This window comes from Rhizosphaericola mali, assembly GCF_004337365.2.
In the GTDB taxonomy this organism is placed as follows: Bacteria; Bacteroidota; Bacteroidia; order Chitinophagales; family Chitinophagaceae; genus Rhizosphaericola; species Rhizosphaericola mali.
Genome location: NZ_CP044016.1, coordinates 1,651,019 through 1,667,932, shown reverse-complemented (window position 1 = coordinate 1,667,932; position 16,914 = coordinate 1,651,019). Strand labels below are relative to the sequence as shown.

General features: G+C 33.7%; 16 protein-coding genes. 10 read left to right on the top strand and 6 right to left on the bottom strand.

From position 1 onward, the window contains the following. Window positions 1-10 precede the first annotated feature (10 nt). The 6 genes from E0W69_RS07280 (at window position 11) to groL (ending at window position 6,973) form a co-directional block, all read left to right on the top strand. The gene (locus E0W69_RS07280; protein WP_191967994.1) at window positions 11-592 is read left to right on the top strand and encodes a 3'-5' exonuclease; all 582 of its coding nucleotides are present in this window, start codon (window positions 11-13) and stop codon (window positions 590-592) included. Continuing rightward, window positions 593-1,429: a TlpA family protein disulfide reductase gene (locus tag E0W69_RS07275; RefSeq protein ID WP_131329358.1), complete on the top strand. Its 837-nt coding sequence runs from the start codon at window positions 593-595 to the stop codon at window positions 1,427-1,429. It abuts the gene before it with no gap. A gap of 75 nt (window positions 1,430-1,504) precedes the next feature. Further along, window positions 1,505-3,625: a nitrite reductase gene (locus E0W69_RS07270; protein ID WP_131329357.1), complete on the top strand. Its 2,121-nt coding sequence runs from the start codon at window positions 1,505-1,507 to the stop codon at window positions 3,623-3,625. 224 nt (window positions 3,626-3,849) lie between these two features. Beyond that, window positions 3,850-4,743: a hypothetical protein gene (locus tag E0W69_RS07265; protein ID WP_150926013.1), complete on the top strand. Its 894-nt coding sequence runs from the start codon at window positions 3,850-3,852 to the stop codon at window positions 4,741-4,743. Window positions 4,744-4,960: 217 nt separating this feature from the next. Further along, the gene (locus E0W69_RS07260) at window positions 4,961-5,248 is read left to right on the top strand and encodes a co-chaperone GroES (RefSeq protein ID WP_131329355.1); all 288 of its coding nucleotides are present in this window, start codon (window positions 4,961-4,963) and stop codon (window positions 5,246-5,248) included. 93 nt (window positions 5,249-5,341) lie between these two features. Continuing rightward, a complete protein-coding gene (groL, locus tag E0W69_RS07255; protein ID WP_131329354.1) occupies window positions 5,342-6,973 on the top strand; it encodes a chaperonin GroEL in 1,632 nt (543 codons plus the stop codon). Window positions 6,974-7,683: 710 nt separating this feature from the next. On the opposite strand, the gene E0W69_RS07250 is transcribed toward groL, so the two are convergent. Next, window positions 7,684-8,640: an FKBP-type peptidyl-prolyl cis-trans isomerase gene (locus E0W69_RS07250; protein ID WP_131329353.1), complete on the bottom strand. Its 957-nt coding sequence runs from the start codon at window positions 8,638-8,640 to the stop codon at window positions 7,684-7,686. Between the two features lie 30 nt (window positions 8,641-8,670). Beyond that, window positions 8,671-9,720 carry a DHH family phosphoesterase gene (locus tag E0W69_RS07245; RefSeq protein ID WP_225321436.1) on the bottom strand — a complete coding sequence of 350 codons (1,050 nt, stop codon included), beginning with the start codon at window positions 9,718-9,720 and terminating at the stop codon, window positions 8,671-8,673. Between the two features lie 138 nt (window positions 9,721-9,858). On the opposite strand from E0W69_RS07245, the gene E0W69_RS07240 reads away from it, so the two are divergent. The 3 genes from E0W69_RS07240 to E0W69_RS07230 all read left to right on the top strand — a co-directional run bounded on the left by E0W69_RS07240 (window position 9,859) and on the right by E0W69_RS07230 (window position 12,381). Beyond that, window positions 9,859-10,275 (top strand): nucleoside-diphosphate kinase, encoded by a 417-nt coding sequence (locus tag E0W69_RS07240; RefSeq protein ID WP_225321435.1) that lies wholly within the window; start codon window positions 9,859-9,861, stop codon window positions 10,273-10,275. A gap of 109 nt (window positions 10,276-10,384) precedes the next feature. Further along, window positions 10,385-11,863: a carboxypeptidase M32 gene (locus E0W69_RS07235; RefSeq protein WP_225321434.1), complete on the top strand. Its 1,479-nt coding sequence runs from the start codon at window positions 10,385-10,387 to the stop codon at window positions 11,861-11,863. Window positions 11,864-12,075: 212 nt separating this feature from the next. Beyond that, window positions 12,076-12,381: a YtxH domain-containing protein gene (locus E0W69_RS07230; RefSeq protein WP_131329350.1), complete on the top strand. Its 306-nt coding sequence runs from the start codon at window positions 12,076-12,078 to the stop codon at window positions 12,379-12,381. 74 nt (window positions 12,382-12,455) lie between these two features. Here the strand turns inward: E0W69_RS07230 and E0W69_RS07225 are convergent, their stop codons facing one another. The 4 genes from E0W69_RS07225 to E0W69_RS07210 are packed head-to-tail and all read right to left on the bottom strand — an operon-like array spanning window position 12,456 to window position 14,794. Then, window positions 12,456-12,809, bottom strand: coding sequence for a DoxX family protein (locus E0W69_RS07225; RefSeq protein WP_131329349.1), 354 nt, complete (start codon window positions 12,807-12,809; stop codon window positions 12,456-12,458). A 39-nt stretch (window positions 12,810-12,848) separates the two neighbouring features. Continuing rightward, entirely contained in the window at window positions 12,849-13,196 is a 348-nt protein-coding gene (locus E0W69_RS07220; RefSeq protein WP_131329348.1) for a translation initiation factor, read from the bottom strand. 3 nt (window positions 13,197-13,199) lie between these two features. Beyond that, window positions 13,200-14,060: a carboxylating nicotinate-nucleotide diphosphorylase gene (gene nadC / locus E0W69_RS07215; protein WP_131329347.1), complete on the bottom strand. Its 861-nt coding sequence runs from the start codon at window positions 14,058-14,060 to the stop codon at window positions 13,200-13,202. Between the two features lie 14 nt (window positions 14,061-14,074). Next, window positions 14,075-14,794 (bottom strand): beta/alpha barrel domain-containing protein, encoded by a 720-nt coding sequence (locus E0W69_RS07210; protein ID WP_131329346.1) that lies wholly within the window; start codon window positions 14,792-14,794, stop codon window positions 14,075-14,077. Between the two features lie 158 nt (window positions 14,795-14,952). Between E0W69_RS07210 and E0W69_RS07205 the strand changes: the two genes are divergently transcribed. Further along, on the top strand, window positions 14,953-16,839 hold the full coding sequence (locus E0W69_RS07205) for an ABC-F family ATP-binding cassette domain-containing protein (RefSeq protein WP_131329345.1): 1,887 nt from the start codon (window positions 14,953-14,955) through the stop codon (window positions 16,837-16,839). The last annotated feature ends 75 nt before the right edge of the window (window positions 16,840-16,914 follow it).

Sequence of the window (16,914 nt, the reverse complement as noted above, 5' to 3'; positions counted from 1 at the left end):
TTAAGTGGAAGTGGCGGTAAAAAATAAATTTGCAATCGTAGATATAGAGACAACAGGGAGCCCCGCAAATAGTAATGGAATTACAGAAATTGCAATTGTTTTACATAATGGAAAAGAGATTGAAGGTAAATACGAAACCTTGATAAATCCTGGTATGCCCATACCTCCATACGTCGCACATCTTACCAATATTTCCAATAAAATGGTCGCTTCTGCTCCGGACTTTAGCGAAGTCGCCGACAAGGTCTTTAATCTCCTAGAAGATCGCATATTTGTTGCACATAATGTAGGTTTTGATTACCCCTTCATGCAATATTTCTTTGCAAAAAATGGTATTAAATTTCAGACAGAAAAGTTGTGTACGCTTAAGCTTACAAGGAAGGCATTTCCTGGTTTGGAGCGGTATGGTCTTGATTTTCTTTGTAAAGCAATGGAGATAGATCTAGCCAATCATCATAGAGCAGGAGGAGATGCATATGCGACCGCAATAATATTTGACAGAATTATTAACCATGGTGGAGGTAAATTAATCGATTCTATGATTGAAAAACCTGCTCCATTAGTGGTTAAAAAGAAAAAAGTATATAAATAGATGCTTTCTAAGAAGATACTTATAGTTTTTTTATTCCTTTTTTTTCAAAATATAGGAAAATCTCAGTCTATTTTGCAACAATATACTTCATCGCATTTTAAAGAGATTCATTCTAAGTTTTCACCTTACGAGGATTCCATTCATTACTACTTTCAACAATCTAGTCAACCTCTTTTACCAAATGATAGGACGGAAGTATTAAACAATTACAATCGTCAACTATCCATATACAGAACAGATTTATTGGCATTTGTAAACCAAAATTCTTCCGATTCTATTGTTCCTCAATGGTTAATTTACAGCTATTTTAATATTGATAAATCTGAAGAGTGGAATGAAAAATATTTGCAAATTTTAAATACAAATGCTCCCCATAATTCTTCTTTTCAATATTTTAAAGAAGAATTAGAAAGTTTGGAAAATGTGCAAGTTGGAAAACCTGCGCCAGATTTTACCTTGCCAGATCAAAATGACAAATTCATTTCTTTACATGATTATTTGGGCAAATATGTGTTGATTAATTTTTGGGCAAGTTGGTGTGCGCCTTGTCGAGCCGAACATCCAGAATTAAAAAAGTTAGCCGCAGAATTTGCTCAAAAAGGTTTTTTAGTTTTGGAGATTTCCATGGATGATTACAAAAATCAATGGAGGAATGCAATGAAACAAGATCAGATTTCTTGGACAAATCTTTGGAACGATCAATCTTGGAATAACGCTGCGGCTAGAAAGTATGCCATCCACCAAATACCTCAAAATATCCTTGTCGATCCCCAAGGGAAAATTGTTGCCAAAAATATTGGCATGAAACAATTATCCAATTTTTTAGCATCTAAATAAATAACTCTATCGAAATAGTATAGTTTTCTTATTTTTGTAGTCTATAATAATTATAGAGTAAAATAAGCGACGTATATGCAGAGTTTCAGAACTGAATTGGAAGATTTACACAATCCCGTAGTTGAGAAGGAGATTATTGATTTAGATAAGAAGATTAGATTATTTCAAGAGGGTAAAATAGACGAAACAAAATTTAAAAGTTTGCGCCTTGCTCGTGGCGTATATGGACAACGCCAGCCAGGTGTACAAATGGTGCGTATTAAATTACCATTTGGAAAAATAAATTTTAAACAGATTGTTCGAATTGCAGATCTTTCGGATGAATATGCAAGTAAAAAATTACATTTTACAACACGTCAAGATGTGCAGATTCATTATGTGAGTTTGGATAAAACGCCAGAACTTTGGGTTAAATTGGCAGAAGATGATATTACTTTACGTGAAGCTTGTGGCAATACCGTTCGTAATGTGACAGCTTCTCCCAATGCCGGAATTGACAAAGACGAACCTTTTGATATATCTCCATATGCACAAGCAATGTTTGAATTTTTTGTGAGAAATCCGATATGTCAAGATATGGGACGTAAATTCAAAATAGCATTTTCCTCAAGTGAAAAAGATACCGCTTTTACATTTATTCACGATTTAGGTTTTATTCCTAAAGTAAAATTTGAAAACGGACAAGAAATACGCGGTTTTAAAGTAATGCTTGGTGGCGGCCTTGGTGCGCAACCTTTGATGGCGCATGTAATTGAAGAATTCTTACCTGAAGATCAAATGATTCCGCTTACGGAAAGTGTGATTCGTGTATTTGATCGCTATGGAGAACGAAATAATAGAAACAAAGCTAGATTCAAATATTTATTGCAAAAATTGGGTTTGGAAGATGTTTTGAAATTGGTTGCGGAAGAACGAATTGCTAATAAGTCTACATCATTTCACGTAAACACAAAAGTATTTTCCGAAGTACAATTGTCTGATGTAAAAATAGCACCAAGTGTGGAAATTTCAGATAAGGATTTGTATGAAAAATGGATTAAGTCCAATGTGTACCAACAAAAACAAGAAGATTTTTACTGTGTATATGTCAAAGTTCTAACAGGTGATATGCCATCTGAGCAAGCTCGTGCTTTTGCCAATGCTTTGGAAGGGTATGTTGCAGATGATATACGTATTACGCAAAATCAAGGTTTGCTATTGAAATATGTTCGCAAAGAAAATTTGCCTTATGTATTTGAAAAACTAAGTGAATTAGGGCTAGCAACACCAGGTTTTGATAGTATTACGGATATTACGACTTGCCCAGGAACGGACACCTGCAATCTTGGTATTTCTAATAGTACAGAAATGGCAAAAGTATTGGAAGATGTTTTGTATAAAGAATATCCAGAATTGATTTACAATCATGAACTAAAAATTAAAATCAGTGGTTGTATGAATTCCTGTGGTCAACATGGATTGGCAGAGATTGGTTTTCACGGTAGTTCTATTAAAGTTGCTGGAAAGATTGTGCCCGCTGTTCAAGTTATGTTAGGGGGAGGTTCTTTAGGTGATGGTTTGGGACGAGCATCCGAAAGAGTCATTAAAGTTCCTACGAAAAGAGCTCCGCAAGTTTTGCGTGCATTATTGAATGATTTTGGTGCTAATGCGCAAGAAGAAGAAACTTTTAAAGCATACTATGATAGAAATGGTAAAGATTATTTTTACCAATTATTAAAACCAATTGCGGATCAATCGACATTGACTGAAGATGAATTTATCGATTGGGGACAATATGAAGATTTTAAAACCGAAATAGGCGTAGGTGAATGTGCTGGTGTTGTTGTAGATTTAGTAGCAACATTGTTATATGAGTCAGAGGAAAAATTGGTGTGGGCGCATGAATCATTTGATGCCAAGAGTTGGGCAGACAGTATTTATCATAGTTACAACATATATATAGGTACTGCAAAGGCCTTGTTATTATCAAAAAGCATCACCAGCAATACGCAAGCCGGTATTATTAAAGAATTTGATGCGAATTTCGTAGCAAGTGGAGAAATTGTTTTGCCGGAAGGTTATGCCAATTTTGCGGATTTAGTTTTACAAATAAATAAAAATCAGCCAACCGAAGAATTTGCAAAAAGCTATTTAGATATTGCAACACTATTTTACAGTGAAGCAAAGAAAATATACGCTCCGCAATCGATCTTATAATTTATAGAAAATAATTTTATAGTTTATTATAATTTAATAGATACAGCTATCGTCACAGAAAGTTGTATCTATTTGATTTTTAGATATTAATATTTGTAATATTGGTAATATTGACCTAACCTTGTACTAAAATAATTCATTTAGACGTTGTAGTCTTATTATTTGTCAATCATTTAATAATATCGAAAAAGCAAGGCACTTTGTCAAACAAATTATCACAAATAATGCATGACTATTTGATTCAAAATAAGTCATTGTCATTAGAAAAAATAGGTATTGTAACGCTAAAAGGCGGTTCTATTTCCATAGAAAATGGACAAACAATTCCAGAGGCAACCTTTGAATTTAACAAGCAAGTGACAACCACACCTGAATTTGTCGCTTTTGCAAAAGAAGTTTTAAACAAAAACCCATCAATCGTTGCTTCTGATATTGAGTATTTTTTAGAAGAAAGTCGCCAATTAATGAATATAGGTACTGGAGTTTTGATGATTAATGGTATCGGATATATTCATTCTTTGAAAACAGGGGGGTATAGTTTTTCTCAAAATCCAATTTCTGGTTTTAGAGATGGCGAAGGTTCGGAAAAAGCTCTTTCCGCAGATATCTATGACCGAGCTGAGGCGGAAGAATCCGTGAATCGTAAACGTATTCAATCTAATAGGGCTAAACCTCAAGTCAACTATATGGCGATTGTTGTGGTTGTTGTACTTCTCGGTATTGTTGGTTATGGCATTTATTACTTTGTAAATAAACCGAAATCTAATGCCGAATTATTGCCAGAGAAGGTAGAACAAGTTGCTACAGAAAGCGCCGATACAAATAAGGAAAATATATCTGTTGATACGTCTAAAGCTAAAGCGCTACCAATGACTAAAGTTAATACGGATATTTACAAATTTGTATTTGAAATTACCAAAGACGCACAAAGAGCACATGCGCGTATTGCGACATTGAAAGGTTATGGCAATGCAGTTGATTTTGATAGTGTACAGACAAGTCAGGGTTTGTTTTATCGGTTGTATTCTCCTATACCTAAAACGGCAGATACTACAAAAGTGAAAGATTCTCTTTTTAAATACTTCCAAAGGCCCATACAGATTGCAAAATATAATTAATCATAAAGCTCCCAGTTGGGAGCTTTTATTTTTTCAGACATTTTGACAATTTGTCATTGTATATATTGTAGAAAACTGCCATTTGTTAAAGATATATTTAAATAATTCTAGTAAATGTTGAAATATTGTCGTTCTCTTTGGATTGGCAAGCTAATTGACAAAATTGAGATACCTAACGATTTAGGTTAATTCGAAAAATTAAAAAAAGCATATAATTATGGCTAAAAAATTGAATGTAACTCCATTACATGACAGAGTGATCATCAAGCCAGCAGCAGCTGAAGAAAAAACAGCAGGTGGTATTATCATCCCAGATACAGCTAAAGAAAAACCTCAAAGAGGTGAGATTGTAGCCGTAGGCGCAGGTAAAAAAGACGAGCCATTGACTGTAAAAGTTGGTGATATTGTCCTTTATGGTAAATACGCGGGTACAGAACTTCCTGTGGAAGGAATTGATTACTTAATTATGCGCGAAAGCGACATTGTTGCTATTTTAGGTAAATAAGTATTTGAGTTATAAGTTATAGGTTATAAGTAAGTATGAAATATTTTACCTTAACCAATTATCAAATTACCAAATTTTCAAATTAAAAATATCATGGCTAAACAAATCTTCTTCGATATCGAAGCTAGAAATAAAATGAAAAAAGGCGTTGACACTTTGGCCGACGCAGTTAAAGTTACCTTAGGACCAAAGGGTCGTAACGTAGTTATTGAAAAAAAATTCGGTGCACCTCAAGTAACTAAAGATGGTGTAACTGTTGCAAAAGAAATTGACCTAGAAGATCCTATTGAAAATATGGGTGCTCAAATGGTGAAAGAAGTTGCTTCTAAAACAAATGATATCGCTGGCGATGGTACTACTACAGCAACCGTGTTAGCGCAAGCAATCATCGGAGAAGGTATCAAAAACGTGGCTGCTGGTGCAAATCCAATGGATTTGAAACGTGGTATTGATAAAGCTACTGCTACAATAGTTGCTTCTTTGCAAAAACAAGCACAAAAAGTAGATACTTCTTCTGAAAAAATTAAACAAGTTGCTTCTATCTCTGCAAATAATGATGATGAAATCGGTTCTTTAATTGCTGAAGCTTTTGCTAAAGTAGGTAAAGAAGGTGTTATCACAGTTGAAGAAGCAAAAGGAACTGAAACAACTGTAGATGTTGTAGAAGGTATGCAATTTGATCGTGGATATATTTCTCCATACTTCGTAACTAACAGTGAAAAAATGACTGTTGAGTTAGACAATCCTTATATCTTAATTTTCGATAAGAAGATTTCTAACTTAAAAGAAATTCTTCCTTTATTGGAAAGCGTAGTTAAATCAAGCGCATCCTTGTTAATTATTGCTGAAGATTTAGAAGGGGAAGCTTTAGCTACATTGGTAGTAAATAAATTGCGTGGTCAATTGAAAATCGCTGCAGTAAAAGCTCCTGGTTTCGGTGATCGTCGTAAAGAAATGTTGCAAGATATTGCTGCTTTGACTGGTGGTCAAGTGATCAGCGAAGAACAAGGTTTCAAATTGGAAAATGCTTCTTTGGAAACTTGTGGTCGTGCTTCTTCTGTTAATATTAACAAAGACAACACAACTGTTGTTAATGGTAAAGGTAAAAAAGAAGCTATCAAAGCGCGTATCTCTCAAATCAAATCTCAACTAGAAATCACTACTTCTGATTACGATAAAGAAAAATTACAAGAACGTTTGGCTAAATTAGCTGGCGGCGTTGCCGTTCTTTATGTAGGTGCAACTACAGAAGTTGAAATGAAAGAAAAGAAAGATCGTGTTGACGATGCATTGCACGCTACTCGTGCTGCTGTTGAAGAAGGTATCGTTCCTGGTGGTGGTGTTGCTTATATCCGTGCTTCTTTGGCTTTGGATAAATTAGAAGGTGACAACGCTGACGAAACAACGGGTATCGCTATTATCAAAAAAGCAATCGAAGCCCCAATCCGTCAAATCGTTAAAAATAGCGGTGTAGAAGGTTCTATCGTAGTACAAAAAATCAAAGAAGGTAAAAAAGACTTTGGTTTCAATGCACGTAAAGAAATTTTCGAAAACTTATTGGAAGCTGGTGTAATTGATCCAACTAAAGTTTCTCGTACAGCATTGGAAAATGCAGCTTCAATCGCTGGTATGTTGTTGACAACTGAAGCGGTTATCGCTGACAAACCAGAACCTAAGGCTGCTGCAGCTCCTGCAATGCCTGATATGGGTGGTATGGGTTACTAAGATTAAATTCGAACTTAATCCTATAAAAATAGCCTCGCAAATTGCGAGGCTATTTTGTTTTTAAATAAGATTATGGTCTTTTTTTGATATTATAATTTTAAGCCCTCCTATAATTTTGTGAAAAAGATAGAAAAATGTGCCAAAGATTTGAAAGAGAGAAGAACATATGGGATTCCTTAAATTTTATTGACAGTCTTAATGAGATTCTAGTTTATTTAGATGAGTTTCCTAGATATTGTAAATTAATTGAGGAAATAACAATTTATGAAAATTGTACTCGCTACGTAAATTGGAGATTTGTAAAAGATCTAGAGCTTGATTGGAATGAAACAATAGACTATGAAACGCGCAATTTATATAAATCGGCGGAAATACTTAAACGATATAAATATTGCCGAACCAAATCAGAGGAACAGTTATTGTTAAACGAATTTCGCAATGAATATATTTATGATTTGAGAAGCGTTATTTCAAAGCTAGAAATGTGCCAAAAACTATTTTATAATTTAACAAAAGTATTCAGAATTTAATTATATGATCTTGATAATAAGATATGATGGACAGTTTATAAATAACAAATTTCATTCATTTTTGATCGATGTTTGAGAGGGTTTTACGACACGATGAAAATGTCAATTTACAAGAATAAATAAAAGCCGTTTGGAATATTCCAAACGGCTTTTATTTATTCTTGTTGAAGAAGAAGTGGATTAATGTGCTCCTTGACCTTGTTGCATTTGAGGCATCATTGGCATTTGAGGTTTTTTAGCTGTATCTTTTTTAACATCTAAAACTTCAATGTCAAATATTAAATTTGAATTGGCAGGAATTGCTCCGTTTGGTCTTGGTCCGTATCCTAAGAATGCAGGTACGAAGATTTGACCTTTACCACCTTTACCAAAATTTTTCAAACCTAAATCCCAACCTGGAATTACCATGTGTTGACCTACGTTTACAGTCAATGGTTCGTCATGATTTTTAGATTTGTCCATATTTGTATCGAATACTTTACCATCTTTCATCAATACACCTTTGTATTTGATTGTTGCAACCATACCTGAGTCAGCTTTCATGGTTTGATCTCCAGGATTCGTTACTAATACAAATAAGCTATCTTTTGTTTGTGTAGCATTGATTTTTTTATCAGCCAAATATGCTTTCACTGTATTGAACTCTTTACCTTTTTCAAGATTAAATTCAGCCATTGCGTCCGCATTAACATCAGGTTCTGACTTGAATTTTTTCAATAAAGTTAGATGTCCTTCTATAACTGCACCCTTACTGAAAATTTCGTTAGGGTTAACTAATCCTCTATTTATTAAGGTATCTACTTGTACTTTGAAATCAAGACTATCTCCAACTTTTGCCAATGGAATTAACTCCATATAAGACAATTGTGCTCGTACAGATGTATCTACCATTGTATATGTAGGCATACCTTCGTAAGTAGTGTATAAAGTAGTATCTGATTTACCTTTTCTTTTAACACTGAATTCTACATTGAATTTTACAAATTCACCTGCTTTAAAAGTTGAATCTTTTTCGTTTCCTTTTCCTGCGATGATTTTGTATTCCAATCCAGATTTAGTTTTTTTAAATCCAGTGTTGCCACAAGCAGCAAAGAACAATGCAGCTCCGGCTGCCACAAATGATAAAGTACGTCTCATTTCTTAGACTAATTAATTGTTTTTTTAAATTTATAATTCAGATATATATGGCTCTGTTAATTCAGATACATATTCTCTTATTACCTTTTTGAAATTTGCAACCGTTTCTTCTAATGAGTCAGATGTCGCACCGCCAGCGGCATTTTTATGACCTCCACCATTAAAATGTTTTCTTGCAAATGTATTTACGTCAAATTTCCCCTTACTTCTAAAACTCCATTTTCTAGCACTATCGTCTCTGTCAATTACAATAGCGGCAAACTTGATACCTTGTAAAGCTAACATATAATTTACAATTCCTTCCGTATCGCCCGTTTTAGTGCTAAATTTAACTAAATCAGATTTAGGAATCGCCATTATCGCTGTATTAAATTCATATAAAACCTCCATTCTATTCAAAAGTGCATTTCCTAAAAAACGCAAACGAGATTCCATGAAACTGTCATATATGCGCTCATGAATTGCAGTATGATTTAATCCCAAATGTTTGAAATGCGTAATGGCTTGATGTACAGACGCTTTTGTGGATGGAAACCGGAACGAACCAGTATCAGTCATCATACCTGTATACAAACAAGTTGCAATTTCTGTATCTATCAAATGTGCATAGCCAGCATCAACGATTAAGTCATAAACCATTTCACAAGTGGAACTTTTGTTTGTATTGCTAATACCGTAATTGAAACTTTCCTTTTGCGGTTGCTCATGGTGATCAATTAGTACTTTGATTCCATCCGCTTCTGCAAGTAAAGACTCCATATTTTTTGTTCGACTCAAAACATTGAAGTCCAAACAAAATATATATTCACAATTTGAGATTATTTTTTTCGTAAGATCCAGATTTGCTTCATAATCTAAAACCTGATCACAACCTGGTAACCAATTCAAAAAAGCCGGCCAATTGGTAGGAGAGATGACGTGCGTTCTAAAACCTAATTTTTTTAAAAACAATGATAAACCCAAGGTTGAGCCTAACGCATCGCCATCAGGTTTCTGATGCATTGTTATAAACGCTTCTTTGGGTTGTTTTAGGTATGAGTAAATTTCTGTAATTGGCTCCATAAGACGGGCAAAATTCATGTTTTCATATTATATAGTCAAATATTTTTTCTTATTTTATAATAGTATTTGCTATTTAATATAAATTAAACACAAAATAGATGGGAACTTCCACTTCTTATTCCTACATTTGCGCCCAAATTTTAAAAGAAATATATCATGAGCAATAAGACTTTTACCATGATCAAGCCTGATGCTACACAAAAAGGCTATACTGGTGCAATCTTAGATCAAATTATCAAAGGTGGATTTAGTATCAAAGCTTTGAAATGGACTAAATTAACTAAAGAACAAGCTGGTGCATTCTATGCTGTTCATAGCGAAAGACCTTTCTACGGTGAATTGGTTGATTTTATGAGTAGTGCGCCTATCATCGCTGCGATTTTGGAAAAAGATAATGCAGTTGCTGATTTCAGAACTTTGATTGGAGCTACTAATCCTGCAGATGCTGCAGAAGGTACTATCCGTAAAAACTTTGCTGCTTCTATCGGTGAAAATGCTGTTCACGGTAGTGATAGCGATGAAAATGCTGAAATTGAAGGTAATTTCTTCTTTTCTCAATTGGAAAGATTCTAATTAACTCTTTTAATAAAGTTAGAAACCTAAAGCTCACAAGGCTTTAGGTTTTTTTATGTGTGTCAATGAACAATTAAGTTGGATATATTATTTTTGAAAAAATTAAATGATGGATTCTTTATATACAGAGTTTGTTGAGCAATCACGTAAAATTGCGGATTTACAATATGCGGCCGCCGTTTTGGAATGGGATAAAGAAACTTATATGCCAGCTAAATCTGCAGAAATTCGCTCGCAACAAATTGCGACCTTATCCGAAACCGCACATACTTGGCTCATAGATCCAGCGTATGAAAATGTGATGCAGCAATTATTGGAACAAAAGGATTTGTCCGAAAATGAATTGGATAACGTAAAGATTCGTCTAAAGGAGGTGCTTCGTTTGAAAAAGAAAACACCCGCTTTTGTGCGTAAAATGTCTGAAACCGTTTCTAAAGCATATCATAAATGGATTGAGGCTCGCAGAAAAAATGATTTTTCTATTTACGCTCCTGCTTTAGAAGAATTAATCAATCTGAAAAAAGAAGAAGCGGAAATTTACGGATATGAAGAACATCCATACGATGCTTTATTACAGGAATATGAAGAAAGTGCTTCCGTAGAAATGTTAGATAAAGTATTTGCAGATTTATTGCCTGGTTTATCTGAAATACTAGAAAAATATAAGAATAAAAATATTGATACGCATTTTTTACATAAAAAATATGATGCAGCAAAACAACTTGAGTGGGGAAAATATTTGGCCGAACAAATGGGTTTGGATAAAGATAAGACGCGTTTAGATATATCCGAACATCCATTTACGACGAATTTCAGTGCGACAGATGTGCGTATTACAACACGTATAGATGAAAACGATTTTAGTAACAATACGTGGAGTACGATTCATGAAGGGGGGCACGCTTTGTATGAATTGGGATTACCGATTGAGGAATATGGTTTGCCATTGGGAACTTTTACATCTTTAAGTATTCATGAGTCTCAAAGTCGCTTTTGGGAAAATTGTGTAGGAAAAAACGGTGCTTTTTGGTATCATTATTTACCTGAAGCACAGCGATTTTTTCCAGAGCAACTAAGTGAAATTAAATTGGAAGTTTTTATGCAAGCGGTGAATCGAATTGAGCCATCTCTCATCAGAACAGAAGCAGATGAAGTAACCTATCATTTTCACATTTATATCCGCTATTTGATTGAAAAAGAATTAATTGCGGGTACTATCTCAACAAAAGATATAAGTAAAATTTGGAATGAAAAGTATAAGGAATTATTAGGAATTGATGTTCCTGATGATAAAAGTGGCTGTTTGCAAGACATTCATTGGAGTATTGGAAGTTTGGGATATTTTCCTACCTATAGTTTGGGTAGTTTATATGCCGCGCAATTTTGGGATAAATTGAAATCAGATAATCCAAATATTGAGTCCGAAATTTCTAATGGTAATTTGAATACAACATTACAATGGTTACGCCAAAACATTCATCAATACGGCAAGAAATATGATAGTGAGCAATTATGTAAAAAAGTAACAGATTCAACATTAGACAGTACTATTTTTCTCAAATATCTTGAGGATAAGTTTTCTAAGTAATTGTTAATGTTCCTTTTGTATTAATCTTTTAATAATTCTCGTGGTCAAAAAAAAGATATCACTTTAAATGAAGTTAGAAATGGCAAAAAGTTGATAAATTTATATAGAAATTGCCTTTTCTGTGAGTAAAATAAGTAAAATGGCATTGTTCTTGTCCTAATTAAACCAATTAAAGACAATTATTGTTATTTAACCTTTTAAAACATAATAAAATGAGTGCAAAACAAATTTTAATCGGAAGTATTTCAGGTATAGTAGCTGGAGCTGTTGTTGGATTGTTATTGGCTCCTCAGTCTGGTAAAGAAACACGCCAGAAAATCGCTGATTCTGCAGATGATTTGAAAAAGAAATTGTTGAAATTGAAGAAAAAATCAGTTTCTGAATTAGATGATTTAAAAGATGTTTTTGGTAAGCAAGTGGATGGTTTGAGTGATGATGTACGTGAAAAAGTATTGAATTTGATTGAAGAAAGCAAAGAAAGCTATCATCAGTTAAAAAGTGAAGTAGAAAACGCGTAATTAAGATATTTGAATAAAAGCCAGTCAATATTAATATTGACTGGCTTTTATATTTTATTTCAATGAATATTTTACTAAGTATATAACCAAGCCCAAGCAATTAATACAAATTGGAAAGGTAGTCGTATTAACCTCAATGTTTTAGATAATCCCATGCTTACTTCCTCATGTGTATACATATAAATATTGGCTGGAAAAATGGCAATTAACAAGACGATAATTCCCCAAGCAGATATATTGGAAAGCATAGGAACTATCATGCCAATACCAAGGACAATTTCTCCAACTCCTGCCAGAATATTCCACATTTTTTTATTTTTGAAAATAGGCGGAATAATTTTTATATACATTCTAGGTTTCCTAAAATGATTTAATCCTGCAAGGATAAACAATGTTCCAAATAAATATTGATGCCAAGGTAAATGCATATCTAAAGTTAATTGTTTTCCCTTCCGTATAAAATTAAATCAGGCACCCGCTTTTTTACTTTGCGAATATTTATTTTTCAATAGCCATTGCAATATTTTATCACGTTGATCACCTTGTATGATAATTTCACTATCTTTTGCATTGCCCCCAGTACCGCAAGTATTTTTAAGTTGTTTGCCTAATGCTTGCAAATCTTCCTCTTTACCGATAAATCCAGTTACCAAAGTTACAGTTTTGCCTGCACGTTTTTTAGAATCTAACCAAATACGCAATTTCTGTTCACTTGGCACCAAGGTATCGACATCCTCTTCCTCATTATTGAAGCTAAAGTTGGGATCAGTACTATAAACAAATCCATTTTTATCTGCACTGTTTTTCTTCGCCATATCTTAAACCATTTCCGCTTTTAAACTTAAATCCAAACTTTGCGCTTGGTGGATCAATCCGCCAACACTCACAAAATCAACGCCCGCTTGTGCGTAAGATTGAATTGTATCAAAATTAATACCGCCGCTTGCTTCCGTTTCGTATTGGTGATTTATTAATTTAACCGCCTCATTTACCTGTTCGGGGGTAAAATTGTCCAGCATGATTCTAAAAACCTTTCCCTTTCCTACGGACATTACTTTTTTTACATCATCCAAATCACGTGTTTCCACTTCAATTTTTAAATTCAAATTATTAGTAAGAACATAATTATGAGACTTTTCAATTGCTTTTTCGATGCCACCACAATAGTCGATATGATTGTCTTTCAACATAATCATGTCAAATAAGCCAAATCTATGATTCGTTCCGCCGCCAATCTTTACAGCTTCTTTTTCCAATAGCCTAAAATTGGGTGTGGTCTTTCGCGTATCTAAAAGTTGGGTTGAATATCCATTTAATAATTGAACATATCTATTGGTCAATGTTGCGATTCCGCTCATACGTTGCATACAATTCAAAGCCAATCTTTCCGCTTTCAAAATCGTATGTGTGCTTGCTTCCACATGAAAAGCAATATCGCCAAATTTCATCGGCTCTCCATCATTTTTAACTATATGAAATGTTGCATCTGGTTGTAAAAAATGAAATATTTTTTCAGCAACATGTACCCCCGCAAGAATTCCATCTTGTTTGATTTTGAGAACTGCTTTTCCTTGTTGTTCTTTCGGGATACAACTCAATGTAGAATAATCACCACTTCCTACATCTTCTAATAATGCTTCTTCAATTAAATGAAGAAGCATTTTGTCATAATCGATCATTATTTATCCAAATTTTAAATCGCGGTCTTTTTTCTGATTTCGTCAAGTGTTTGTTTTTCTTCTTGTTTTACACTTGCGATTAACTTAATAATGGATAGCGCTTTTCTAACTCTCAATTCAATGATATCGAAAGCTTTATTATCCAAAAGAGCTTTACCTAAAAGGCGACTTCCGATTGAAAGCGACGCAGCTCCAGCATCTAACCAAGGTGTCAACACATATCTATCTACATCTAGTCCACCCATTGGAATAAAGGCGATTTTTGGGAAAATATTTTTGATACCCACCAAAAAACTAGATTTTAAAATACTCGCAGGACACAATTTAACTACTGTAGCACCGCAAATTTCAGCTTCCATTATTTCAGAAATGGTCATACAACCTGGAATCCAAAGAGCTCCTTTATCTTGAACCGTTTTCCCGATTTCTTTGATCATTCCAGGACTACTGATAAATGACGCACCTAAGTCTATATATAATGCAGCATCTTCCGCTTTTTTAATCGTACCTGCACCAATTAATAAATCTGGATAATTTGCATCACGATAAGCGATCAATTCTTTAAATATCTCTTCTGTTTTTTCTCCGCGATTGGTATATTCCACTGCAAAAATGCCTGCAGCATACAAAATATCAATAACTTGTTTGGCTACTTCAATATTGTCATAATAATACATTGGAAGCAAGCCGTTTTTCTTAATTACTTCAATTGTTGAAGCGTTGTTTGTTGCCATAATTTTACTAATTTAATATAAATAAATCAGCCGATATTTGGTGAAGCAATTGTCTTTTCAATTCGCTCTAAAGGTAAATATTTCAATTATTTATTGAAAATTATTCTACTTAATTTCCTAAAATTTATTCCTTGAAATATTGCTGCTATATTTGCGACATGCATTACGTATCCGTAGAGAATATTTCAAAGAGTTTTGGTATCACACCATGTTTCAATAATTTATCGTTTAATATCAATGAAGGTGAAAAAATAGCCATCATTGCCAGAAATGGTGAGGGTAAAACGACCATGTTGCGTATTTTGGCAGGAGAGGACACGCCAGATAGTGGGAAGATTTGGATAAATAAAGAAGTTACAGTTGCTTTTTTCGAACAAGAACCACATTTCGAAGAAGAAAAAACCGTTATCGAAAATATATTACATGCCAAGCATCCAGTTGTAGAAGCAATTAAAGCTTATGAGCATGCGATGGAAACAGAAGATATTGATGGTATCAGTAATATGATTTCTGAAATTGAATCTTTGAATGCGTGGGATTTTGAAGCCAAAGTCAAACAAATTTTGGGTAAATTAAATATCCATAATCTCAATGATGTTGTTGGTAAATTGAGTGGCGGACAACGCAAGCGTGTAGCACTCGCAAGGATATTGATCGATATTGGTTTGGAACCCAAACATATATTTCTAATCATGGACGAGCCTACCAATCATTTGGATGTAGGAATGGTGGAATGGTTAGAAAATTATTTGAATCAAGAGAATATAACACTTCTTTTAGTAACGCACGATCGTTACTTTCTGGACGAAGTAACCAATACTATTTGGGAATTAGAAAATTCCAAAATCTATATTTACAAAGGTGACTATCAAAATTATTTAGAGAAAAAAGCAGAACGTATTGATAGTGAATCAGCTACGATTGACAAAGCCAAAAATGAATTTAGAAAAGAATTAGAATGGATGCGTAAGCAACCACGTGCGAGAGGTACAAAAAGTAAAGCGCGTCAAGATAATTTTTATGAAATTGAGGCGGTAGCCAAACAAAAAATTGTAGATGATCAAGTGCAATTGGACATGAAAATGAACCGATTGGGTGGAAAGATTATTGAATTAAAGAAAGTTTACAAAAGTTTTGGAGAAAAATCAATTTTGAAAGGTTTTGATTATACTTTTAGTAGGGGAGAGCGTGTTGGTGTTATTGGCAAAAATGGAGTTGGGAAATCTACATTTGTCAATATTTTACAAGAACTAGAACCTATTGATAGTGGTAAAATCAATGTAGGAGAGACGATTGTATTTGGTAATTTTTCTCAAAAAGGATTGGAAGTAAAAGAGAACATGCGTGTCATTGAATACGTAAAATCTTTTGCAGAAAGCTTTCCATTAGCCAAAGGCGGTAGTCTGAGTGCTAGTCAATTTTTGGAATTATTTTTATTTACACCAGATAAACAATATACATTTTTGGACAAATTGAGTGGTGGTGAAAAAAAGCGTTTGCAACTACTCACTATCTTATTCAAAAATCCCAATTTCTTAATTTTAGATGAACCTACAAACGATTTGGATCTTCCGACGTTGGCAGTTTTAGAGCGATTTTTATCAGAATATCAAGGTTGTGTATTGATCGTTTCGCATGATCGATATTTCATGGATAAATTGGTAAATCATCTTTTTGTATTTGAAGGCGAAGGTGAAATTCGGGATTTTCCAGGTAATTACTCGCAATATAGAGTTTGGGAAAAACAACAAGAAGACCTTAAAAAATTAGAAGCTTCTAATACAACAGTTATAGAGAAAAAGATAGTAACCAAAGATCCAGAAGCGCCTAAGAAAAAAGCATCCTATAATGAGAAAAAAGAATTTGATTCTTTAGAAAGAGAATTGAAAAAATTAAATTCAGAAAAAACTGAAATTGAAAGTAAACTAGCGGACGCTACTTTGGCATTTGAAGATGTAAATTCATTAAGTCTTCGGATTGGAGAGATAAATAATGCCATTGATGAAAAGGAATTGCGCTGGCTCGAATTAAGCGAATTATTCTAAAATATAACAACATAAAAAAGCTCTATTTAAATAGGTAAAACAATTTTATTTTTTCATTTTCATTCTTGGTTGTTT